Here is a 23488-nt window from a genome sequence, read left to right on the forward strand (position 1 = left end):
CCCCCGGCGCATGCCGCAGGTTAGGGCAGAAAGCTGTACCTTTGTAAAAAATCGGCAAGCCGGCTTATCGCTGCGCCTTTGGGCGGAGAGGAAAGTCCGGGCAACAGAGAGCATCCTGCTTCCTAACGGGAAGGCACCTGGCGGGCGACGGCCAGGTGACAGCCAGTGCCACAGAAAAGAACCGCCCACTTTAGTTGTTAGTTGATGGTTGGTAGTTGTTAGTTTTACTAATAACGAATAACTGTTAACTGACAACTACCGAGGGTAAGGGTGAAAAGGTGCGGTAAGAGCGCACCAGCGGCTGGGTGACCAGTCCGGCTGGGTAAACCTCAGGAGTTGAAAGACCAAATAGGCTGACAGCGCCTTGCCCCAGGGCAGGGCTAAGGGCTGCTCGTCCGATGTCAGTGGGTAGGTTGATGGAGCCCCTCCGTGAGGACGGGCCTAGATAAATGATAAGCCATCCGCGCCCGCGGAGGACAGAACCCGGCTTACAGGCTTGCTGATTTTTTTATTTTTCCCGTTGCCCCCTCCTGCTTCTCACGGCCTTTTTCTGCGGTTTTTTCCGGAATAAATACTGACCAGGTTGACCAAAACGCCGTTTGCCCCCGTATAGCCGTCTTAAAAAGCGCTTCGGCGCCAATGAGAAAAGCAGACACGTTAGCCTATGCTTTTAGAAAAACGAATACCCTTCAAGTATCTTCTGGGTAAAATCAAGCGGGAACTGGGCATTATCATCATTACGGGCCTGGCGGCGCACTTTCTGGCCGCCCTTTTCAGCAGCAAACTGCCCGTGATGCCCGGCAACATTCCAGCGTTTCTGGGGACCGCCATTACGGTGCTACTGTCGTTCAAGATGAGCCAGTCGTATGAGCGCTGGTGGGAAGCCCGCAAGGTGTGGGGCGCCATTGTGAACGACTCGCGCAGCTTTCTGGTGCAGTTGCAGTCTTTTCTGCCCAATACCTCGCACCCCATGATCAAAACGCTGGCCTACCGGCAAATTGGGTGGTGCTATGCGCTGGGGCAGGCGCTGCGGGGCCAGAACCCGCTGGAGGGCCTGGAGCCTTACCTGTCTGCCCAGGAGCTGCAGCAACTGGCCGCCCACCAGAACAAACCCTTGGGCATCATACAATTAAACGCCCTGGACATCAAAGGCCTGTACCAGGCCCAGGAGCTGGACACGTTCAAGCACGTGCAGCTAGACGCCACCCTGGTGCGGCTCTGCGACGCCATGGGCCGGGCCGAGCGCATCAACAGCACCGTGTTTCCCAAGACCTACCGCATGTTCCTGCATTTCTCCATTTACCTGTTTGTGGTCATGCTTTCTATTTCACTTCAGGAAATACCGCTTATTTTTGAGATGCCATTGCTGATCATCCTGTCGTCGGTGTTCTTTTTGCTGGAGAAAGCCGCCTTTCACCTGCAGGACCCGTTCCGCAACCGGCCCAATGACACCCCGGTAACGGCCATTGCCCGCACCATAGAGATTAACCTGCGGCAACTGCTGGGCGAACCACAGGTTCCCGGCCCCGTGGAGCCCCAGGGCTTTTACCTGTTATAAGTTATTCTAACACACCATGTACACCCATTCCAAAGAAACCCAAAGCAAATTATCACCTGAGTTAGCGCTGGAGATCCTGCAAGAAGGCAACGACCGCTTTGTAAAGAACCTGAAAGCCAACCGCAACCTGCTGCAGCAGGTGAACGAGACCAAAGAAGGCCAGTTTCCGTTTGCCACCATCCTGAGCTGCATGGATTCCCGAACCTCTGCCGAGCTGATCTTTGACCAGGGCTTGGGAGACATCTTCAGCATCCGTATTGCGGGCAACGTGCTCAACCAGGACATTCTGGGCAGCATGGAGTACGCCACCAAGGTGGTGGGCACCAAGGTGATTCTGGTGCTGGGGCATACCAAGTGCGGCGCTATAACCGGGGCCTGCAACCAGGTAGAACTGGGCAACCTTACCGGGTTGCTGGAGAAGATTCAGCCCGCCATTGACCAGGAAACCACCGTGCAGGAAGACCGCACCGGCAACAACGCCGCGTTTGTAGACAAAGTCACCGAGCTCAACGTGCACCTCACCATGCAGCAAGTTAGGGAAGGCAGCCCCATCATTGCCGAGCTGGAACGCGAGGGCGCCCTCAAGATTGCCGGCGGCGTGTATGACGTGGAAACCGGCGTTGTCACCTTTTTTGAAGACTAAGCCTCAGCGGAGAGCCTGGGCTGCAGGCCTACGGCAATAATAAGGGGCCGGAACCGTTTAGGAGACTGTCGCGCAGAAGGAGTTCTAGCAAGGAGAAGCGGCGGAAGCATGAGAAGCATGAAAAGATGGAGATTAGGCCTGCTGCTGGTCTGCTGGGCCCTGACGTGCGGCCCGGTGGCCCAGGCGCAGGAGCGTTGGGAACTCAGGAAAGACACCGACGGCATTGCGGTCTACACCAAAGACCTGGCCAACGACGCCTACAAACAGATAAAGGTGGTCTGCGAACTGCCCGGCACGCCGCAGCTGCTGGTGAACCTGCTCAAAGACGTGGAGCGCCACCAGGACTGGGTGTACCTGAACCGAAAAACCAGGCTGCTGAAGAAACTAAGCGACAACCGCCTGGTCTACTACACCGAAGCCGACCTGCCCTGGCCCCTCACCGACCGCGACATGGTGGTGGAGGCGGTGTTCTTCCCGGTGCAGGCCCATAAGCCCGCACGGGTTGAAGTGAAAAGCGTGACCGGATACCTTCCCCGGCAAACCGGCTTCGTGCGGATTCCCACCTCGTTGGCGGTCTGGGAAATCACCCCCGTTACTGACAGGAAAGTGAAGGTGGAGTACACCTTTAGCGTGAACCCCGGCGGCACGGTACCAGCCTGGCTGGTGAACCTAACCGTGGCCACCGGCCCCCACAAAACGTTCCAGAACCTGCGACAGATCCTGGCCAGCCGGTTTACCAACCCTCGGCGCTAAGCTACCAAGGAGGCATTCCTGCGCTGCCGGTTTTTAGCCGATTTTCTGAAAAACTGCCCAAAACCGGGAACACCTTCTTTATTAGGAGCGTGGTCCCGGTTTTTCGGTTTCCGTAGATTGCGTAGCTTTCACGCATGAAAGAAACGTTGCCACAAAACTTGGCCACCGCGCTGGACCAGGAACTTGAAGCGGTGTACGCCCCTTCGGCGCCCGGCATCATCGTGTCGGTGACCCGGAAGGGACAGGTGCTGTATGAAAAGAGCATTGGGTGGGCCAATGCCCTTACCGGCGAACGGATTGGCCCTCAGAGCAACTTCCGGATGGCTTCGCTCACCAAGCAGTTCACGGCCGTGGGCCTTGCGCTGCTGGAGCAGGCCGGAGCCCTTTCGTTTCAGAGCCGCTTTGCCGATTTCTTCCCCCAACTGGGCGAACTGGGGCAGCAGATCACGCTGCAGCACCTGCTCACCCATACCTCGGGCCTGCGCGACTACGAACCTGAGGTGGCCCCCACCCGCCCCTATCAGGTCACCGATGCCGAGGTGCTTGAGATTACGGCCCGCCAGCCGGGGCCCTACTTCCCCCCCGGCAGTCAGTTCCGGTACAGCAATACGGGGTACGTGCTGTTAGGCCTTATTATAGAAAAAGTGGCCCAAAAACCTTTCGGTGATTTTCTGCGGGAGGCTATTTTCCAGCCATTGGGCATGGCGGGCACCCGGTTGTACCACCCTCACCGCCCATCCGAAATCCAGCACCGGGCCCTGGGGTATGCCCGCGAGGCAAGCGGCCGCGTGATAGCTGCTGACCAAAGCCCCTGCAGCGCCACCCGGGGCGACGGCTGTCTCTACACCTCCCTGCACGACTACCGGCTGTGGCACCAGGCCCTGCTGCAAGGCAACTTGGTGGACCTGCCTTCCCTGTTGCAACGGGTACACGCCCCCGTCCAGCCCGGCACGGACAGGTGTTACGGCATGGGTTGGTTTTTCACCAAACGCGCCACCGGCGACCTTGAACTCTGCCATACCGGCAACAGCAGCGGCTTCAGCCACCTGGTGGTGAGCCTGCCCCGTGAGGAAGTACTGATCACCGCTTTCTCTAACCTGGCCGACAACCCGCACCTGCTGCCCGGCCTGCTCCAAACCGTGCTGTACCATGCCCCCTTCCAATTGGAGAGTGCGTTGGTCTGGCAATTGCCGGCCCTCACCCGGTAAGCGAGGTTACCCCTGCCCTTTTGACCGTTTTGGGGCGGTTTTCCTGAAAACAGGCCCAAAACCAGAGAGAATTGGTAAGAAATTCCTAACTACTGTTTGCTTCTACTTATAATTTTTCAAACTAACAAGTGTTTTATTAGAATTTAGTAAAATATTTTGCCAAATAGTTTGGAAGTGTAAAGGACACCTTGTATGTTTGGGCATACTTACACCAAGGCAATGCTACAGCGCAATTCTTACTTTTACGGTTTTTACTTTTTTGGACCTCATCCGGGGCTCAACAGGTAAGACTTTGCGTTGATTAAACAAATAAGAAAAACCTCAGAGCCCCGCCAGAAGCGGGGCTTTTTTCGTTATGAACAGAACCTTAAAAATCGCCATCCAGGGAGGTCCGGCCTCTTTCCATGAAACCGCCGCCAAACAGTTGTTTCCGGCCGCACCGCTCAGCACCATCCCCTGCGCCTCCTTCCCGGAGCTGTGCCAGGCGCTGGAGTCAGGCCTGGCCGACTACGCGGTGATGGCCGTGCAAAACTCCCTGGCGGGTCCGCTCCTGCCCAATTACCGGCTCATGGCCGAGTACGGCTTCTCAGTGACCGCCGAGCGTTGGTTGCTGTTAGACCAGACCCTGATGGCCCTGCCTGGCCAGAACCTGGAAGACATTCAGCAGGTGTGGTCCCACCCCATTGCCCTGCTGCAGTGCTGCGATTACCTGAACCAGTGGGCGGGCGTGAGCACCAAGGAAACCGCAGACACCGCAGACACCGCCCGCCTGCTCAAAGAAGAGCAGATCACCGGCGTGGCTGCCATTGCCAGCCGCAAAGCTGCGGAGCTTTACGGCCTGCAGGTGCTGCATCAGAACGTAGCCAATGACGTGGAGAACTACACCCGCTTTGTGGTGCTCTCGCGCCAGCGCCCCCAGAAGGTAGCCACCAAGGCCACCCTGCTCCTGCCGTACCCGGTGGTAAAGTTCTCCCTGGAAAACGTGCTGGAGAAGCTGGACACCTGCCAGCTGGAACTCACCATGCTGCAGCCCCTGCCCTCCACTAACCCCGGGCAGCCCCAGGATTGGGTGCTGGAGATGGAAGGCGATGAGGCCGGCTGCATCACGCAGCTGCTTGCGGCGCTGCAGACGGTATCGCCCAACCACCAGGTGCTGGGCCTGTACCCCAAAGCCGAGGCGCCGCTTCCGCAAGACCGCCTGGCCGGTTGCTTATCAGATGTGTTAAAGGCCCAACCCGAATTAGTATAGTATGATCATCCCCAGCGCCCACCGGTTACAACAGGTACAGGAGTACTACTTCTCGCGCAAGCTGGCCGAGGTACGTGCTCTCAATGCTCAGGGCCGCAACATCATCAACCTGGGCATCGGCGACCCCGATTTGGACCCATCTGCCCAGACCATAGAAGCCCTGGTGGCCACCAGCCAGCGCCCCGGCGTGCACGGCTATCAACCCTACAACTCCATTGCCCCGCTGCGGCAGGCCATTGCGGCCTGGTACCAGCAAACGTACGCCGTGGACCTGGACCCCGAGCAGGAGATCCTGCCCCTCATGGGCTCCAAGGAAGGCATCTTCCACGTGTCCATGGCGTTCCTGAACCCCGGCGACCGGGTACTGGTGCCCAACCCGGGCTACCCGGCCTACGCGGCGGCGGCCCGCCTGGTAGGCGCCGATCCTATCTTCTACACGCTGAAGGAGGAAAACGGCTGGCTACCCGACCACAAGGAACTGGAGCAACTGCTCCAGGCCGAGGACGTGAAGCTGATGTGGATCAACTACCCGCACATGCCCACCGGGGCCCAGGCCACGGCCGACGCCCTGCAACAGCTGGTAGACCTGGCCCTGAAACACCGTTTCCTGCTGGCCAACGACAACCCCTACAGCCTGGTGCTGCCCCAGGAGCAGCCCCTCAGCCTGCTGTCGCTGCCCCGGGCCAAAGAATGCTGCCTGGAGTTCAACTCCCTCAGCAAGTCGCACAACATGGCGGGCTGGCGCGTGGGCATGGTGCTGGGCCGCCAGGATTACCTGCAGTGCGTGCTGCGGGTCAAGAGCAACCTGGACTCGGGCATGTTCCTGCCGGTGCAGCACGCCGCCATAAAGGCCCTGGCCAACCCGCCGGCCTGGCACCAGCAGCGCAACCAGGTGTATGCCCAGCGCCGCCAGAAAGTGTATGAACTGTTAGACCTGCTGGGGTGTTCGTACCAGAAAAACAGGGTAGGCATGTTTGTCTGGGCCCGCGTGCCCGAGGCCGTCACCGACGTGGAAGCCTACCTGGACGAACTCCTCTACGAGGCAGGCGTGTTCCTGACCCCCGGCAAGATTTTCGGCACCCAGGGCGAGCGGTACCTGCGCATCTCCCTCTGCCTGCCAGAAAGCAAGATTGAAGAAGCAACAACCAGAATTTCAACCCATTTAACCTCGGCCCAAGCCGAACTTTCCTTATGAGCACCAAACCTTTAGCCCTGTCTTCTAACACCATCTTCAAGCGTGCGGATGGACAACCCTTGATCATTGCCGGCCCCTGCAGCGCCGAGAGCGAAGAGCAAATGCTGGCCACCGCCCGGGGCTTGCAGGCCGTACCTGAAGTAACCATCTTCAGGGCTGGTATTTGGAAACCGCGCACCAGGCCGGGGGCGTTTGAGGGCATTGGCAAAGTAGGCCTGAAATGGCTGAAGACCGTGAAAGAGGAAACCGGCCTGCTCACCGCCTGCGAGGTAGCCACCGCCGAACACGTGAACGATGCCCTCAAGCAAGGCGTGGACGTGCTGTGGGTGGGTGCCCGCACCACGGTAAACCCCTTCTCGGTGCAGGAGATTGCCGATGCGCTGGAAGGCGTAGACGTGCCCGTGCTGGTGAAAAACCCCGTGAACCCCGACCTGCAGCTGTGGCTGGGAGCCCTGGAGCGCCTCAACCGCGCCGGCATCACCGACCTGGCCGCCATTCACCGGGGCTTCTCCTCCTTTGACAGCCGCCCGTACCGCAACCACCCCAAGTGGAACATGGCCTACGAGTTCAAGAAACTGCTGCCCGAGATTCCGTTGATCTGCGACCCCAGCCACATTGCCGGCAAGCGCTCGCTGTTGCAGCAGATCAGCCAGGAGGCCCTGAACCTGCAGGTAGACGGCCTCATGGTTGAGACCCACTGCAACCCAGACGTGGCCCTGAGCGACGCCTCCCAGCAGGTAACTCCGCAGGGGCTGGCCCAGCTCCTGGGTTCCCTGGAGATTGAGCGTATTCCGGTTACCTCCACCCAGAACGAGGAAGAACTGAGCGAGCTCCGTAACCTGATCGACTACCTGGACAATGAACTGATCAACGTGCTGTCGCGCCGGTCAGCGGTGGCCAAGCAGATCGGGCTCCTGAAGAAGGAAAACAAAATGAACCTGCTGCAAACCGGCCGCTGGGAGCAGGTGATGGAGCAGCGCCTGAAAGCCGCCGCCCGCGAAGGCCTGGAAGAAGTGTTCGTGAAAGCCATTTTCCAGGAGATCCACCAGCACTCGCTGCACATCCAGGCAGCCGCTGAACCCGCCAAAGTTGCCTTATAACATACAAGAGAGGGAAGAATGGGCCTCTGGCCCGGTGAGAAAAGGGTAACCACGCATCAACGAGTTTTACCAAAGTTTTCTTCATAACACCTCTAAAGCCCCGGCTCAAAAGCCGGGGTTTTGTGTTTCTGGCCCCCTGAGTGGCGCAAGGGGCGCCGCCGTCTGGGAGCGCAGGTTGCTCCTGTCCCTGTCCAGGGGTTGGTAGTCCAGGCGGCCTTGTTTTTCATCCCTTTTCGCCAAAACAGCTCCTTTTCAGCGTGCTGCCGCGGGGCGGGCGGCCTTTCAGGTGAACAAAACGCTTCCCGGCCCGTTCTTGAAAGGAGGCTAATTTGGGAAAAAGACATGGAAAACAGTTGGAAAGAGCAGGCCACGGAAGGCATCGCTGATTATCAAGGTACGTTCACCAGCCTGGCTTCGCCGCAGTATGACCTTGCGCAGATCATGGGCGGCATCTACGGCGAAGGCATTATCGGGCTGAAGGGCGCGTTTAGCCGCGAATGGGTGCAGCAGCTGCACGAGGATATTCTGGCCCTGTACGAAGCGGCCCTGCAGCGGCCGGGTGGCGCGGTGGGCCGGGGCCCCAAACGGCACTACGTGGAAATCCATCCGGAGAACATCCGGGGTTTTGTAGACCTGGTCACGCATCCCTGGGTGACCACCGTGTGCGAAGCGGTGCTGGGCCCCGACTACAAGATTGTGGAGATTGGCTTTGACGTGCCCAACCCCGGCGCCGTGAACCAGCCTTGGCACCGCGATTTCCCCGCCCCCGAGGACACCATCCTGGGGCGGCGGCTCAACTCGCTGGCCTTTAACCTCACCACCGTAGACGTGAAGGAAAACATGGGGCCGTTTGAGATAGCGCCGGGCACGCAGTGGGACCTCCCCACCGGCTTTGAGCACGGCATGTTCCCGCCCAAAACGCTGTACGGGCGCTACGAGGAAAGAGCCCAGCGCAAGATGCCCCAGATGGGCGACATTTCGGCCCGGTCGGCCCTGACCATCCACCGGGGCACCGCCAACCATTCAGACCAGGCCCGGCCAGCGCTGGTGCTGGGGGTAGACGCTCCCGGCGGCATCAACGCCGAGCGCCACGACCTGCAGCTTTCGCGCGCATTTTACGAAAAACTGCCCCAAAACGTCATCCGGCACCTCACCTACCGGCTGGTAGACCACCTGGAACCCATTGTGCAGGCCCACACCATTGAGGGGCTGATGATGGGCGAAGCGTAATGCGCAGGTCCTCCCTTTAAGTAACCGCCCGGGGCTTTCTTAGCATAGCCCCGGGCGGTTGCTGTTTTTCCCGTAAAGGCCTTGGTTGGCGCTGAACCTACCGGTAGTCACCCAAACCTGTTTGGCAAAAGGTGAGAGGAAGCCGTAAGTTTGGGACACTTTCTGCGGCCCAACGGGGCCGAGTCCCTTAGCATCCGGTCGCTTCAGCGTACGGGAAAATCCCTGAACCAGGGCGTAGGAAGCGATACGGGCATATTTTACCGGAATTTCATCTAAACCCGGAAGCCTGTGGCCGGCAGAAACCGTATTACCCCAAAACCTGCGTATATACCACAGCACGTGACAATCTTTGCATCCTTTCATGAAACCACTTACCAGAATACCGGTGGCCCTGCTGGTGGCCGGCAGTTTCTTCTTTTCCTGTAACCCCTCCACCAAAAAGGAAAATGGGCGGGCTAGTGCGGGCCAGGCCGGATCGGCGGCCGCCGCCAGCGTACCCCTGCCGCCCCCCGACACCACCCACCAGGTTAAGCACTACAGCCAGGTCATCGGCTGGCCCGCCGGCAAAACCCCGGAGGCCCCCGCCAGTTTCACCGTGAACAAATTCGCCCAAGGGCTGCGCAATCCGCGCTGGATCTACGTGGCGCCCAACGGCGATATCTTTGTCTCAGAGGCTGAAACCATCAAGCGGGGCAAAGAGCGAACCGAAGCCCGAAAATCGGGGATGGACAAATCCCAGAACATGAACCGCAGCGCCAACCGCATTACCCTGTTCCGCGACAAAGACCAGGACGGCGTGCCCGAGGAGCGCTACACGTTCCTGCGGGGCCTCAACCAACCCTTCGGCATGCTGGTGCTCCAGAACTACTTCTACGTGGCCAATACCGACGGCCTGTGGCGCTACCCCTACCAACCGGGCCAAACCCAGCTCCGGGGCAAGGGCGAGAAGATCCTGGAGCTGCCCGCCGGCGGCTACAACAACCACTGGACCCGCAACCTCATCGCGCACCCCAACGGCTCCAAGATCTATATAGCGGTGGGCTCGGGCAGCAACAACGGCGAAAACGGCATGGAACACGAGGTGCGGCGGGCCTGCATCCTGGAGATCAACCCAGACGGCACCGGCGAGCGGATTTTTGCCAGTGGTTTGCGCAACCCCGTGGGCATGGACTGGGCCCCCAACTCGCACACCCTCTGGACCGCCGTGAACGAACGCGATGAACTGGGCGATGAACTGGTACCCGATTACCTGACCAGCGTTAAGGAAGGCGGCTTCTACGGCTGGCCCTACGCCTACTTCGGCCCCAACGAAGATCCCCGCCTGGCCGGCCAGCGCCCCGACCTGGTGAAAAAGACCCTGGTGCCCGACGTTTCGCTGGGCGCCCATACGGCTTCGCTAGGTTTGGCGTTCTACAAGCGGTCGGCGTTTCCGGGCAAGTACCGCGGCGGCGCGTTCATTGGGCAGCACGGCTCCTGGAACCGCTCGCAGCTGGCGGGCTACAAGGTGGTGTTCGTGCCCTTCCAGGACGGCAAGCCCAGCGGCCCGCCCCAGGATTTCCTGACCGGCTTTATCGCCGAGGAGGACAGCCGTAAGGTCTACGGAAGGCCCGTGGGCCTGGCCGTGCTGCAGGACGGTTCCCTGCTGGTCGCCGATGACGCGGCCAACACCATCTGGCGGGTGGCCGCCAAGTAAGCCAAGCCGGTGCACGCCGACCCGTTTCAGGGCCCTTTTTATAAAAATCAACCCAAAACCCCTTCCTTCTGGCCCAGAAGGTAAACCGAATTAAAAAATGAAACAGCTTACATTCCTCTTCCTGCTGGTACTCACGCTAACTGCCTCCTCGCTGCAGGCGCAACTAAAACCCCTGGATGCCAGACTCACCAACTACACCTACCCTTTCCCGGTGGCGTTTCACCCGGTAAAGGTGCAGCGGCAAAACTTTGAAATGGCCTACATGGACGTGAAGCCGCAGAAAGCCAACGGCAAAACGGTGCTCCTGCTGCACGGCAAGAACTTTAACGGCGCGTATTGGGAGCAGACCGCCAAAGACCTGGCTAAAAACGGCTACCGCGTCATCATCCCAGACCAGATTGGGTTTGGCAAGTCCTCCAAACCGCAGGCCATCCAGTACTCGTTCCAGATGCTGGCGCAGAATACCAAAAGCCTCCTGGACACCCTGGGCGTGCAGCAAGCGGCGGTGCTGGGGCACTCCATGGGCGGCATGCTGGCTACCCGCTTTGCCCTCATGTACCCCCAGGTGACCGAGAAGCTCATCCTGGAGAACCCCATTGGGCTGGAAGACTGGAAGGTGTGGGTGCCCTACCAGAGCGTGGAGAAATGGTACGCCGGCGAGCTGAAGCAGACGCAGGCCGGCATCAGGAAATACCAGCTGGACAACTACTACGGCGGCCAGTGGAAGCCCGAATACGACCCCTGGGTTGACCTGCTGGCCGGCTGGACCGTGGGCCCCGACTACCCCCAGATTGCCTGGAACGCCGCCCTCACCTATGACATGATCTTCACCCAGCCCGTGGTCTATGAGTTCAGCCAGCTTAAAATGCCCACGCTCCTGCTCATCGGGCAGCGCGACCGCACCGCCTTGGGCAAGGCCAACGCCCCGGCCGCCGTACGGGAGAAACTGGGCAACTATCCGGCCCTGGGCAAAGCAACCGCCCAGAAGATTCCCAACGCCAAACTGGTGGAGCTGAACAACGTGGGGCACCTGCCGCACATTGAGGCCTATGACCGGTTCATTCAGCCCCTGCTGGCCTTCCTGAAACAGTAAGCCAGGCCCAAATTCCAGCTCTTTCTCTCCAACCGTTTTAGGGCTGATTTTCAGAAAACGGCTCTAAAAGACTAAGTCATTTGGTCGCTAGCCAAGCACTGGTTGGAGTTGAGGGGTTCGGCAATCTGTAGACCACCAAAGCGGCGGAAACCTGCGGAAACTTACGCGCGCGGGAAGGAATCATGAAAAGGGGTAACGCTGCTTGTACGTCGTTGCAAATGTTATCTCATTTGCTGGGGTTACCTCTGTAGTTGGGTTACCGTCGTTTATTAGGATACCCCGTTATACCCGTTGTTGGTGTTTATACCCGTTGTTGGTGTTATCACCAACAACTTTTTCACCAGAGCCGCTATCACCGTGGTGTTTGTTCTGCCGTGATAGGATCACCCAAGAACGCCCCCGTTGTTGGTGTTCTCACCAACAACTTCAACCAGCGCCGCTAGTGCGCACCCTTGAAAAAGCAGCAGATCACCACTTAGCAGGCAGAGTCCGCAGGCAACCCCCGCGGGCAGGCCGCAAGCGGGAGGAAAATCACGCTACTCCGTACAAGGGCAGATTACCCAAGATTCCCGCACCCACTTCTACCTGCTTACCCTACCATCCATGCCACGGCTCCTTCCTGAAAGCAAGCCGTGGCATGGATTTTTTCAGGGGCCGTTAAACCAAGGATAGGCAATACAGTCTAAGCTGAAACCAATGTGCAAATGAAAAAAATACCTCTACTTTTTCTCTATTTTTTCACCCTTTCCTTTCTGGGCTGGAGCCAGACCACGTCCATCAGCGGGCAGGCGGTAGGCGGCGGCTCTCCGCTGATTGCGGCCACGGTGGCCCTCCTGAACGCACAGGACTCCACGGTATACAAAGGGGCCGCCACTGACCTGGAAGGAAGGTTTGAGATTGCCGGGGTCAGAAATGGCCGCTTTATCCTGAAGGTGTCGTACCTGGGCTTCACCGATCTGTACCGCCCCCTCACGGCCACCGGTGCACCCATCAACCTGGGCACCCTTACCTTAGGGCAGGGCGCCACCCGGCTCAGAGAAGTGGAAGTAGTAGGCCGCGCCGCCACTGTGATCCAGAAGCAGGACACCTCTGAGATGAACGCGGCGGCCTTCAAAGTGAACCGCGATGCCAACGCCGAGAACCTCATCCAGAAAATGCCGGGCATCACCATCCAGAACGGACAGGTGCAGGCCCAGGGCGAGCGGGTGCAGCGCGTGCTGGTAGACGGCAAGGAGTTTTTTGGGGAAGACCCCAACGCGGTCTTGAAAAACCTGCCCGCCGAGGTGATCGCCAAAATACAGGTGTACGACCGCCAGAGCGACCAGGCCCAGTTTACGGGCTTTTCTGACGGAAACGAGCAGAAAACCATCAACATTGTGACCAAGCCCGAGTTCAGGACCGGACAGTTCGGGCGTTTCAGCGCGGGCGTGGGCACGGATAATCGGTACCGGGTCAGCGGCAACCTCAACAGCTTCAAGGGCGACCAGCGCATTTCCATTGTGGGCCTCAGCAACAACGTGAACGAGCAGAACTTCTCCTCTGAGGACCTGGTGGGCGTGGCCAGCGCCTCTAGCCGGGGCGGCGGAAACCGCGGCGGCGGTGGCCCCCGGGGCGGTGGTGGTCCGCGCGGCGGCGGCGGCGGCTGGGGTGGCAACAACACCGGCGACTTTCTGGTGAACACCAGCAACGGCATTGCCAACACCAACGCCATCGGGTTGAACTACCTGGACAAGTGGGGCAAAAAGGTAGACGTGCAGGGCAGCTACTTCTTCAACCACACCAACAACGACTACAACTACTCGGCGTTCCGGCAGTTCGGCATTGACACCGAAGACGCCTATGACGTGCGCGAGGGCGGTACCTCAGACGCCCGAAACCAGAACCACCGCCTGAACCTGCGCCTCACCTACACCATTGACAGCGCCAATTCCATCATCATCAGGCCGCGCCTGAGTTTCCAGCAGAACGACGGTTCCAGCCTCACCAACTCGCGCCTGTCGGTGGGTACGGCAGATGAGTCGGCCCGGCTCCTGATCAACAACTTTGACAACCTGTTCAACTCAGACCTTACCGGGTTTAACTTCAACAACAGCATTTTGTACCGCCACGCGTTTGCCAAGCGGGGCCGCACGTTCAGCATTGATATTAACAACGGCTACAACCAGAACAAAGGCGACAGCCGCTCCAACATCTCGTACCTGAAAGACCTGGTGAACGAGGGCGATGACTCCTTGGTGTACCTGTCGTCTAACCTGGACAACAAGGGCTTCTCCATGGGCGCCAACCTGAACTACACCGAGCCCCTGTCGCAGAACACGCAGTTGCAGTTGACCTACGGCACCAATTACAGCAACTCAGACGGCGACCGCCGCACGTTCCAGTTCCGGCCCAGAACCGAGCAGTACGACAGCCTGGTGACCAACCAGAGCAGCACGGTAGACAACGTGACCCGCACCCAGGAACTGGGCGGGGGCTGGCGCTACAACACCAAAGACTTCCAGCTGATGCTGAGCGCCCGCTACCAGTGGCTGCAGCTCTCCACCGACCAGCTCTACCCCACCCCTATTGACACTACCCGCAACTACCACAACGTGTTGCCGTTTGCCATGCTGCGTTACAACTTTAACCAAGACCGCAACATACGGGTGTTCTACATGGGCCGTTCGCAAACCCCCAGCGTGGAGCAGCTGCAGAGCGCCGTGGACTACTCTAGCCCTACCTTGCTGAGCCAGGGCAACCCTAACCTGGGGCAGAGCTTCAACCATAACTTCAACATCCGGTACTCGGCGGCCAACCCGGGTAGGTCTTCTTCGTTCTTCGCCGTGTTTGGCGGTTCCTTTGCCCAGGACTACATAGGCACCAGCACCATCAGCAACGGCATCAGAAACCGCAGCAACCAGACGCCCGGCGGAGCTGACACGGACAACCAGTCCATCCTCACCCCTACCGGCATCCGGCTGGCCAGCGGACAGCAATTGTCCAGACCCGTGAACCTGGAAGGCCAGTACAGCCTGCGGTCGTTCCTCAACTACGGCCTGCCCATTCCGTTCATCAAGTCTAACCTGAACCTCAACGCCAACGCCACGTTCACCAACTCCCCTTCTCTGTACGCCGACAGGAGCACTGGTTTCCGGTTTGTGGAGAACAACACCCAGACCACCAACCTGGGCGGCGGCCTGGTGATCAGCAGCAACATCAGCGAGAACCTGGACTTTCTGGTGTCTACCAACGCCAACTACAACCACGTGAAATACAGCTTCCTGACCTCCCAGAACAACAACTACTACAACCAGAGCAGCCTGGTGCGGGTGAACTGGGTGATCTGGGAAGGCCTGAACATTACCTCTGAGGTGAACCACCAGTACAACGGCGGCCTCTCGGCGGGCATTGACCCTACGTTCATGCTGTGGAACGGGAGCATTGGCTACAAGTTCATGAAAGACCGTCAGGCCGAGATCCGCTTGTCGGGTTTTGACCTGCTGGGCGAGAACACCAGCATCCAACGGAACATCACCAACGCCTACATTGAAGACGTGCAGACCACCGTGCTGCGCCGCTACTTCATGCTGAGCTTCAACTACAACCTGCGCCAGTTTGGCTCGGCCCGCGGGGGCAGCATGCCAGCCGGTCCGCGCGGCGGTATCCCCGGCGGGGGCCGCAACTAAGCCGCAGCGTTTCTTAGCGTTCCCTCGTTTCGGGCCTCTTTTCCAGAAAAGAGGCCCAAAACTGTTTTTAGGGGGTGAGGAGCAATTGAGACACTCGTAGGACCTGCGGACACTATGAGGTCGAGTGGTAGTTCTGAGTGCTGAGTGCTGAGTCCTGAGTCTTGAGTTAGGAATTTGGGGGAAGGTAGTGGGAACGTTAAACCCACCCCTGCCCCTCCCAGGAGGGGAATTTTGTTACATAGTGGCGTATAATGGTATGCTGGCGTCTGTAGGTGCATTTTCCTGTCCTCTTCGTTCCTTTCTTTCAAGGAGGCCTTGGGAGATGATTACACAGGAAAGCACGCACTCCTGGAATTCCCCTCCTGGGAGTAGGGCCGTTAAGTTCTAAAATATGCATGGTTCAAGTTTTCAACTTGGACCTAAAATGAATTGAAGTTTGCAAATCAGTGAGGCAATAGCCTCAAAATAGGTCAGACTGGCAATGGACTTTTCTGCCTTTTAAGGCTTTGTGTAGAACTTAACGGCCCTACCTCTCAGGAGGGGAATTTTGTTGCATGGTAACGCATGATGGTATCTCAGCGTTTGTAGGTGCATTTTCTTGTCCTCTTTATATCCTTCCTTGAAGGGGCTTAAGGTGAAGATGTAGAAAGGTCATCACGCACTCCAGGAATTCCCCTCCTGGGAGGAGTTAGGGGTGGGTTGATCCGTTCCTAGCACTTTCTACGTTCCTACCACTGCCCCACTCAAAAGCCCCAAGAACAAATTCCCACTCAAGACTCAGAACTCAGAACTCAAGACTCAGGACTCATAACTGGCACACCCGCTGGTTTCAGAAGTTGTAAAACGGGCCAAAATCGTTTTTGACTTTCCCCCGGTTCGCCTTACATTCGGGTTTCAGGGAAAAGGGGTGGCTTTGTCCGTTGCTACTGGCGCACGCTACGCCTGAGCGGCCTTACCGCCCCTTTTCTTCCAAGTTCTGAGTTTTTACGCGGCCTTCCCTTTCACCTGTTTGGTGCGGAGCCGCCCCACGCACATGAGTCCAGAGAAATTACTGCACCTTGCCAGCAAGCTGGAAGGCGAACTGCACCTAGACAATACCTACCGCACCCTGTATGCCACCGATGCTTCGGCGTACCGCGAGAAGCCCTTGGCGGTGGCGTTCCCGGCTACGGTGCAGGATATAAAAACCTTAATTAAATTCGCCCGGCTGGAAGGCACCTCGCTGATTCCGCGTACGGCGGGTACGTCTTTGGCGGGCCAGGTAGTGGGAGCCGGCATTGTGGTGGACGTATCCAGAACATTCACTAAGATTCTGGAAGTAAACCCTGCTGAAGGCTGGGTACGCGTGGAGCCGGGTGTGATACGTGATGAATTAAACATGTTCCTGCGGCAGCATGGCCTGTACTTCGGGCCGGAGACGTCTACCGCTAACCGTGCCATGATTGGCGGCATGGTGGGTAACAACTCCTGCGGTTCTAACTCTATTGTGTACGGCAGCGCGCGGGAGCACCTCTTGAGCGTGAAAGCTATTTTGAGCGATGGTACTGAGGCGGAGTTCGGGGCGTTGACCCTGGAAGAATTTGAAGCCAAATGTCGCGGCGAGAATACCTCCGGTGATTTAGAAACACGTATTTACCAGGCCACCAAGGCCATGCTGAGCCACGAGCCTACGCAGGAGAACATCCGCGCGGAATTTCCGAAGCCAAGCATCCAGCGCCGGAACACCGGGTATGCCATTGACCTGCTGCTGGAAACCGAGCCGTTCACCCAGGGCAAAGAGCCTTTCAACTTCTGTAAACTGATTGCCGGTTCTGAGGGTACGCTGGCGTTCCTTACCGAGATCAAACTACACGCAGATCCGCTTCCACCAAAGGAAATTGGCTTGCTGTGTATTCACTGCGAGACCGTAGATGAATCCCTCAGGGCCAACCTGGTGGCGCTGCGCCATCACCCAAGTGCGAGTGAGCTGATGGACCACTACGTGCTGGAGTGTACCAAAACTAACATTGAGCAGAGCCAGAACCGCTTCTTCGTGAAAGGTGACCCGGGCGCTATTCTGGTGGTGGAATTCACCGATCACACCCAGGCCGCTATTCAGGAAAGAGCCAACGCGCTGGTGAAAGACTTAGAAGTAAATAAACTGGGCTACCACTATCCGCTGGTACTGGGCGCTGACACCAAGAAAGTCTGGACACTTCGGAAAGCGGGCCTCGGGTTGTTGTCTAACATCCCCGGAGATGCCAAACCAGTGGCGGTCATTGAAGACACTGCCGTAGATGTGGCAGACCTGCCTGAGTTCATCCGGGAGTTTAACCTCACGCTGGAGCAGTATGGCTTGTACTGCGTGCACTATGCCCACGCGGGTACCGGTGAGCTGCACCTGCGGCCTATCATTGACCTGAAGACCGAGGAAGGCAATAAGCTGTTCCGGGACATTGCCACCGAGATTGCCCACTTGGTGAAGAAGTACCGCGGCTCTCTGAGTGGCGAGCACGGCGATGGTCGTCTGCGCGGTGAGTTTATCCCGTTCATGATTGGCGACGAGAACTACAAGCTGCTGGAGGAAGTGAAGCGCGTGTGGGACCCGGCCAACATCTTCAACCCGGGCAAGATTGTGAACACGCCGTCTATGAACACCTTCCTGCGCTATGAACCCGGACAGGAGACCCCGGAGTTTCACACGGTGTTCAAGTTCAGCCAGGCGGGGGGCGTACTCAGAGCAGCTGAACTTTGTAACGGCTCCGGCGACTGCCGCAAAACGCACCTCACAGGCGGTACCATGTGCCCTAGCTATATGGTGACCCGCAATGAGAAAGACACTACCCGCGGACGGGCCAACGTGATGCGCGAGTTCCTGACCCGCTCACCTAAAGCCAACCGCTTTGACCATGAAGAAATCAAGGATGCCATGGATCTGTGCCTTTCCTGCAAAGGCTGCAAGTCTGAGTGCCCTTCTAACGTAGACGTAGCCAAGCTGAAGGCCGAGTTCCTGCAGCATTACTATGATGCCAACGGAATTCCGTTCCGTACGCGCCTCATCTCTAATTTCAATAACGCGAACAAACTGGCTTCGCTCCTGCCGGGTGCCTACAACCTGCTCTTCAAAAACGATTTCACGGCCAGAGCCTTTAAGAAAGCCGTAGGTTTTGCGCCGGAGCGCACCTTGCCGTTGCTGCACAAAACCACGCTGCGCAGCTGGTTTAAGAAGCACCAGCAAGAGAAACTGAAAGAGTGCAAGGTGTTCAAGAAGAAGGTGTACCTGTTCTGCGACGAGTTCACTAACTACAATGACACGCCTATTGGTATTAAAGCGGTGCTGCTGCTGGAGAAACTGGGCTATGAGGTAGTGGTACCCGAGCACGAAGAAAGCGGCCGTACCTACCTGTCTAAGGGTTTGGTACGCGAAGCCAAGAAGCTGGCTCAGAAGAACGTGGCCATGCTGCACAAGTTGATCTCTTCAGATACGCCGCTCATAGGCATTGAACCCAGCTGTATCCTCTCCTTCCGTGATGAGTACCTTGATCTGGTAGACGAAGACCAACTGGAAGACGCCAAAAAGCTTTCCATCAACTGCCTTCAGTTTGATGAGTTCATTGCGCGTGAAATCCTGAACAAGAACATTGAGAAGGATCTCTTCAAAGACGAGGCCCGCCTGATTAAACTGCACGGCCACTGCCACCAGAAGGCGCTTTCCAGTGTGCTGTACACCCAGCAGATGCTGAGCTTACCGGCCAACTACAAGGTAGAAGTCATTCCATCGGGTTGCTGCGGCATGGCCGGCTCCTTCGGGTATGAAGCCGAGCATTACGAGGTCTCCATGAAAGTTGGCGAACTGGTGCTCTTTCCTACCGTCCGCCAACAACCCGCCGATGTCATCATCGCCGCCCCGGGCACCAGCTGTCGCCACCAAATCCACGACGGTACCGGCAGAGATGCGCAACACCCGATTGAGGTGTTGTATGAGGCGTTGAGGTAGAGTTTTCTGTTTTGGGCTGTTTTGGTGAAAACAGCCCCAAAACAAGTGGTATTAATTACCTCCGACTATAGAGCCGATAACCGGAACTCACTCCGTTTGTCCAGTAATTGGCATTAATATTAATAAAGATGAGCAGAAAAATAATCATAACTCCATATGAACTTGGAGGATTAGACGCTTTTAACAAAGTTCTCAACTTTCCCGAACTGAAAGGCGACTTACCACAAATTGATGTACCTCACATATTTTTTTCTGCCATAACAATTTCGGGAGTAGATAAGATTCTTTCTTTTGACTTCCCAAAAGATTCAAATACCAAACTAATCAAAGGTCTTGTTACTGTTTCGGACAAAGAAAAATGGCATAGTGCTATTGAAAAAGTCAACGAGTTAATGGCTTATTATCATCCAAATATTGATAAGAAGAATTATTCAAGGGCAGCTTATAGATTATCGAATCTATTGTTTGCAATGGAAACGAAATCCAGTATTCTTCAAATCTTTAAAGATGAATTGTTTGGAAACTTAGATAATCTAAATCCTGAGATTGCAGTACCTATCAATGCAATTGAAAAGTCTGTTCAAATTGTAAATTCCAAATTGCCTGTTTTAAAGTATGATATAAATAAAATTGATATAGAACGGTTGTTTAAAGTTTTGGAAAGTAAAGAGTTTGGCTTTTATAAGGAAGCGCATAATGAAATATCACTAAATAACAATTTAACTACTAATACAATTAAAAGAATAGAAAAAGCAGGTAAAGACCTTTATGAATCAAATTCATCTATTATGAATATTAAAGATTCAATGATAAACTCTATTCCTCTTACTAGTAAGGTTATAGAAGTTTTCTTTGGTAAATTACCTAGTATTTTCATGGAATTATTCTCGAAAATTTTGACTGACTACCTAAAGGAAAATAAGTCTTTAGCCGTTTATGACTGCCGAAATATTTTGGAAGACCAGCTAAAAAGAAGAATAAATACTAATGCCAACAAAACTTAAAAGCAATAGCATCCTGTGGGACGCTACTGCCTATGCTCAACCGTTAGTTGCCATCATAGACCACTCTAATAATGGAAAAAGAATTCGAAAATACTTTTTGTAGCTATTACGCAAAATCATGGGCTGATCTTAGAGATGTATTATCAGGCTTAAACGATTGGGTTTTTAGAGGTCAAGGGGATTATTCATGGAAATTGTCTACTTCTTTAGAGCGTTCAGCGTCAAGAAGCGGTTATGATACAAGAGCAACTGCGGAAATCGAAAAGGTGCTTTTGGAAAAGTTTAGGAAAAGGGCAAGTAGTTACTTGAGTCGAGTTCCCAACAACAGTAGGCTACTAGAATGGTTTTCGCTTATTCAGCACTTTGGAGGTCCAAGCAGGCTTTTAGACTTGTCGCATTCTTTTTATGTTGCGATCTTTTTTGCTGTTGAGTCGACAACAACAGACGCTGCTGTTTACTGCCTTAATAGAAAATTGATTGATAGAAAGGGAAAAGAGGCTGAATATAGATTGGGAGCAGACAGTAAATTCAAATTTGGTACATCTGCTTTCTGTGATCATGCGATAACTGAAGGACGGCTAAGCCCCCTCGTTATTATTGCAGAGCCAGATTCTTACAATGAAAGATTAGCGGCTCAACAAGGGCTCTTTGCCGTCCCATTCGAGATAGCACAAACTTTTGAGTACAACTTATCTCTTACTCTTTATCCTTTACGAAAGGACTTGCCAAAGGTAAAGGCTATCAGGGAGTTTTCAGACATTGATGATTGTGCGCTCTTGAAAGTGCGGATACCAAAATCAATACATAAAGAGATAAGAAAAGACCTGTCGTTAATGAATATTACTGCAGCAACGCTTTATCCTGGCTTGGATGGCTTCGCGAGGTCCCTACATTGGAGTTTCGACAATCAATTGACGAACGAATGGATTGAGTTCTCTAATGCTGTTGGAAGAAGAATGCGTGGGGAGTCATAAGTTAAGGTACCTTCCGAACTAGAGCACAGTTGCGCTATAAACTCCGAGCACCCAAACAATCAGAAGTTTTCCTATTGGCCACAGCGCATAGCCCTTATCGTTACTGATAAAAAATATTAGCCTTATATATAGGTCTCTTTAATCTAGTATAATGCCCATAATCAATCTCAGTACTACCATCCAAGCACCACCTGCTGTCTGTTTTGACTTGTCCAGAAGCGTTGATTTGCATCAGGTTTCTACGGCACAAACTGAAGAGAAAGCCATCAAAGGAGTAGTAGCAGGCTTGATGGAGTTAGGAGATTCCGTCACGTGGGAAGCTAAACACCTGTGCGTTCGGCAAAAGTTGAGCAGCCACATAACGGCATTTGAACGGCCTTACTTCTTTGCAGATGAAATGCTCACCGGCGCTTTCAAAAGCTTCCGGCATGAGCACAGGTTTGAGGCCATAGCCGGAGAGGCTACCCGCATGACAGATGTGTTCCAGTTTACCTCGCCTTTGGGTATACTGGGCAAGTTGGCAGATATCCTGTTTTTAAAGCAGTACATGACGCACCTGCTTCTGGAGCGGAACCGGGTGATCAAAGAAGTGGCGGAAAGCGGCAAATGGCAGGAGGTTCTCGCTATTGAAAAGCGGGTGGTTCTATAAGCTTCCCGAAGAATTGAAACTGAAAGCTATAGGGGAAAGAAGAATTCCTGACAACACCCACAGGAATTTAACGGTAACAGGCTTTAGAACTACTATCTAAAACCAAAGTAACACACACTATGAAAGCAATTGGATTTAAAACATCATTACCCATTGAGGAAGCAGATAGCTTTCTCCAGTTTGAAAAAGAAATACCAACTGCGCAAGGAAAAGACATTCTGGTAAAGGTGGAAGCCATATCGGTCAACCCGGTAGATTATAAAATAAGAAGAAACAGCCTCAAAGACAAGCAACAGGATTCGCCTAAGGTCATTGGTTGGGATGCGATAGGTACGGTAGAGGCTACCGGCAAGGAGGTGACCCTCTTTCAGAAAGGCGACAGGGTATTTTATGCCGGAGACCTAACCAGAGAAGGCTCTAACCAAGAATACCAGTTAGTGGATGAACGCATTGTAGGGTTCGCCCCGAAGAACATCAGCATGGAACAAGCTGCCGCCATGCCGCTTACTTCCCTTACTGCCTATGAACTGTTCTTTGACCATTTTGGATTGAGTAAAGAGAAAGATGCAGGCAAAACCCTACTTATTATTGGCGGTGCAGGAGGTGTTGGCTCCGTGGCCATCCAACTGGCTAAAAAGTTGTTGGGGTTAACCGTTATTGCCACCGCATCAAGAGACGTTACCATTGATTGGTGCCAAAAAATGGGTGCAGATCACGTCGTCAACCACAGCAACCTTGTGCCTGAGGTAAAAAATATCGGCTTTGAACAGGTAGACTTTATTGTAGACTTTGTAGACCTGAATCAATATTGGGAGGCCATAGTAGAACTCATCAAACCGTTGGGAAAGGTAGGCTCCATCAGCGACCCTACAGAACCTGTAAGATTGCAGCAGCTAAAAAGAAAGAGTGTCAGCTTTTATTGGGAGCTGATGTTTACCCGTTCTATGTACCAAACAGAAGACATGGTAGCGCAGCACCACATTATAAACAAAATTGCGCAACTGCTGGATGAGGGTACCTTACAACCAACCCTTCATACCACGATGGAAGGCTTGACCACCGAAAACCTGAAAGAAGCGCACCGTTTACTAGAAAGTGGCAAAGCCATTGGGAAAGTGGTCCTGAAGTTCTAAAAGACAAAATCGCATCATAATCCTTCAGGCTGGCGCAACTACCTACTGGGCAGAAATAACGATACATTCCTCTCCTCTCTGTCATCCTGAAAGGATCTTGGTGGCGAACGGCAGTAGCGGTTTATAAGAGCCTATCTAGTTCGTCACCAAGATCCTTTCAGGATGACAAAATGTATACTTTAATTTGTCTTTCTACTTACTTACAAAGCGGAACAAGTTTTTAAAGAAGAGGCTGAACACGGCAAGTGGCAGAAGATGCTCGCAATCCAAAAGCGGGTGGTGCTGTAAACTTCCGTTTTCAGCCTTTTTTCTTGAAAACTACCGTAAAATAGAACGGCGGGTATTCAATTCAACCAGCCAATAAG

General features: G+C 55.0%; 16 protein-coding genes and 1 other RNA gene. All 17 read left to right on the plus strand.

Translation table 11 applies throughout. The features are described 5' to 3' along the window. The first annotated feature begins 51 nt into the window (after positions 1–51). Positions 52–507: RNase P RNA component class A (gene rnpB / locus JT718_RS12800), an RNA gene on the plus strand. A gap of 157 nt (positions 508–664) precedes the next feature. Next, positions 665–1558: a bestrophin family protein gene (locus JT718_RS12805; protein WP_205503100.1), complete on the plus strand. Its 894-nt coding sequence runs from the start codon at positions 665–667 to the stop codon at positions 1556–1558. A 16-nt stretch (positions 1559–1574) separates the two neighbouring features. Next, positions 1575–2201 carry a carbonic anhydrase family protein gene (locus JT718_RS12810; protein WP_205503101.1) on the plus strand — a complete coding sequence of 209 codons (627 nt, stop codon included), beginning with the start codon at positions 1575–1577 and terminating at the stop codon, positions 2199–2201. 117 nt (positions 2202–2318) lie between these two features. Beyond that, positions 2319–2954, plus strand: a complete 636-nt coding sequence (locus tag JT718_RS12815) for an START domain-containing protein (RefSeq protein ID WP_205503102.1) — start codon at positions 2319–2321, stop codon at positions 2952–2954. 134 nt (positions 2955–3088) lie between these two features. After that, entirely contained in the window at positions 3089–4162 is a 1074-nt protein-coding gene (locus JT718_RS12820) for a serine hydrolase domain-containing protein (RefSeq protein ID WP_205503103.1), read from the plus strand. 355 nt (positions 4163–4517) lie between these two features. Further along, a complete protein-coding gene (locus JT718_RS12825) occupies positions 4518–5411 on the plus strand; it encodes a prephenate dehydratase (RefSeq protein WP_205503104.1) in 894 nt (297 codons plus the stop codon). A gap of 1 nt (position 5412) precedes the next feature. After that, positions 5413–6606, plus strand: a complete 1194-nt coding sequence (locus JT718_RS12830; protein WP_205503105.1) for a pyridoxal phosphate-dependent aminotransferase — start codon at positions 5413–5415, stop codon at positions 6604–6606. After that, the gene (locus tag JT718_RS12835; RefSeq protein ID WP_205503106.1) at positions 6603–7706 is read left to right on the plus strand and encodes a chorismate mutase; all 1104 of its coding nucleotides are present in this window, start codon (positions 6603–6605) and stop codon (positions 7704–7706) included. The genes JT718_RS12830 and JT718_RS12835 overlap by 4 nt, the downstream gene beginning before the upstream one ends. 342 nt (positions 7707–8048) lie before the next feature. Further along, on the plus strand, positions 8049–8936 hold the full coding sequence (locus JT718_RS12840; RefSeq protein WP_205503107.1) for a phytanoyl-CoA dioxygenase family protein: 888 nt from the start codon (positions 8049–8051) through the stop codon (positions 8934–8936). Positions 8937–9297: 361 nt separating this feature from the next. Continuing rightward, a complete protein-coding gene (locus JT718_RS12845; RefSeq protein WP_205503108.1) occupies positions 9298–10629 on the plus strand; it encodes a PQQ-dependent sugar dehydrogenase in 1332 nt (443 codons plus the stop codon). 97 nt (positions 10630–10726) lie between these two features. Continuing rightward, positions 10727–11722, plus strand: coding sequence for an alpha/beta fold hydrolase (locus JT718_RS12850; protein ID WP_205503109.1), 996 nt, complete (start codon positions 10727–10729; stop codon positions 11720–11722). A gap of 704 nt (positions 11723–12426) precedes the next feature. Then, positions 12427–15387: an outer membrane beta-barrel protein gene (locus JT718_RS12855; RefSeq protein ID WP_205503110.1), complete on the plus strand. Its 2961-nt coding sequence runs from the start codon at positions 12427–12429 to the stop codon at positions 15385–15387. Between the two features lie 1033 nt (positions 15388–16420). Then, a complete protein-coding gene (locus JT718_RS12860; RefSeq protein ID WP_205503111.1) occupies positions 16421–19363 on the plus strand; it encodes an FAD-binding and (Fe-S)-binding domain-containing protein in 2943 nt (980 codons plus the stop codon). Between the two features lie 128 nt (positions 19364–19491). Further along, on the plus strand, positions 19492–20367 hold the full coding sequence (locus JT718_RS12865) for a hypothetical protein (RefSeq protein ID WP_205503112.1): 876 nt from the start codon (positions 19492–19494) through the stop codon (positions 20365–20367). Positions 20368–20438: 71 nt separating this feature from the next. Next, positions 20439–21341 carry an FRG domain-containing protein gene (locus tag JT718_RS12870; protein ID WP_205503113.1) on the plus strand — a complete coding sequence of 301 codons (903 nt, stop codon included), beginning with the start codon at positions 20439–20441 and terminating at the stop codon, positions 21339–21341. A 151-nt stretch (positions 21342–21492) separates the two neighbouring features. Next, positions 21493–21990 (plus strand): SRPBCC family protein, encoded by a 498-nt coding sequence (locus JT718_RS12875; protein WP_205503114.1) that lies wholly within the window; start codon positions 21493–21495, stop codon positions 21988–21990. 119 nt (positions 21991–22109) lie between these two features. Beyond that, positions 22110–23123 (plus strand): zinc-binding alcohol dehydrogenase family protein, encoded by a 1014-nt coding sequence (locus JT718_RS12880; protein ID WP_205503115.1) that lies wholly within the window; start codon positions 22110–22112, stop codon positions 23121–23123. Positions 23124–23488 lie beyond the last annotated feature (365 nt).

Origin of the sequence: Rufibacter psychrotolerans, assembly GCF_016924645.1 — a bacterium.
GTDB lineage: Bacteria > Bacteroidota > Bacteroidia > Cytophagales > Hymenobacteraceae > Nibribacter > Nibribacter psychrotolerans.

Coding starts and splice junctions, on each gene's coding strand:
- JT718_RS12825 (WP_205503104.1), top strand. CDS start 4,518: ATGAACAGAACCTTAAAAATCGCCATCCAGGGAGGTCCGGCCTCTTTC.
- JT718_RS12870 (WP_205503113.1), top strand. CDS start 20,439: ATGGAAAAAGAATTCGAAAATACTTTTTGTAGCTATTACGCAAAATCA.
- JT718_RS12845 (WP_205503108.1), top strand. CDS start 9,298: ATGAAACCACTTACCAGAATACCGGTGGCCCTGCTGGTGGCCGGCAGT.
- JT718_RS12820 (WP_205503103.1), top strand. CDS start 3,089: ATGAAAGAAACGTTGCCACAAAACTTGGCCACCGCGCTGGACCAGGAA.
- JT718_RS12840 (WP_205503107.1), top strand. CDS start 8,049: ATGGAAAACAGTTGGAAAGAGCAGGCCACGGAAGGCATCGCTGATTAT.
- JT718_RS12830 (WP_205503105.1), top strand. CDS start 5,413: ATGATCATCCCCAGCGCCCACCGGTTACAACAGGTACAGGAGTACTAC.
- JT718_RS12815 (WP_205503102.1), top strand. CDS start 2,319: ATGAAAAGATGGAGATTAGGCCTGCTGCTGGTCTGCTGGGCCCTGACG.
- JT718_RS12855 (WP_205503110.1), top strand. CDS start 12,427: ATGAAAAAAATACCTCTACTTTTTCTCTATTTTTTCACCCTTTCCTTT.
- JT718_RS12875 (WP_205503114.1), top strand. CDS start 21,493: ATGCCCATAATCAATCTCAGTACTACCATCCAAGCACCACCTGCTGTC.
- JT718_RS12865 (WP_205503112.1), top strand. CDS start 19,492: ATGAGCAGAAAAATAATCATAACTCCATATGAACTTGGAGGATTAGAC.
- JT718_RS12805 (WP_205503100.1), top strand. CDS start 665: ATGCTTTTAGAAAAACGAATACCCTTCAAGTATCTTCTGGGTAAAATC.
- JT718_RS12810 (WP_205503101.1), top strand. CDS start 1,575: ATGTACACCCATTCCAAAGAAACCCAAAGCAAATTATCACCTGAGTTA.
- JT718_RS12835 (WP_205503106.1), top strand. CDS start 6,603: ATGAGCACCAAACCTTTAGCCCTGTCTTCTAACACCATCTTCAAGCGT.
- JT718_RS12880 (WP_205503115.1), top strand. CDS start 22,110: ATGAAAGCAATTGGATTTAAAACATCATTACCCATTGAGGAAGCAGAT.
- JT718_RS12860 (WP_205503111.1), top strand. CDS start 16,421: ATGAGTCCAGAGAAATTACTGCACCTTGCCAGCAAGCTGGAAGGCGAA.
- JT718_RS12850 (WP_205503109.1), top strand. CDS start 10,727: ATGAAACAGCTTACATTCCTCTTCCTGCTGGTACTCACGCTAACTGCC.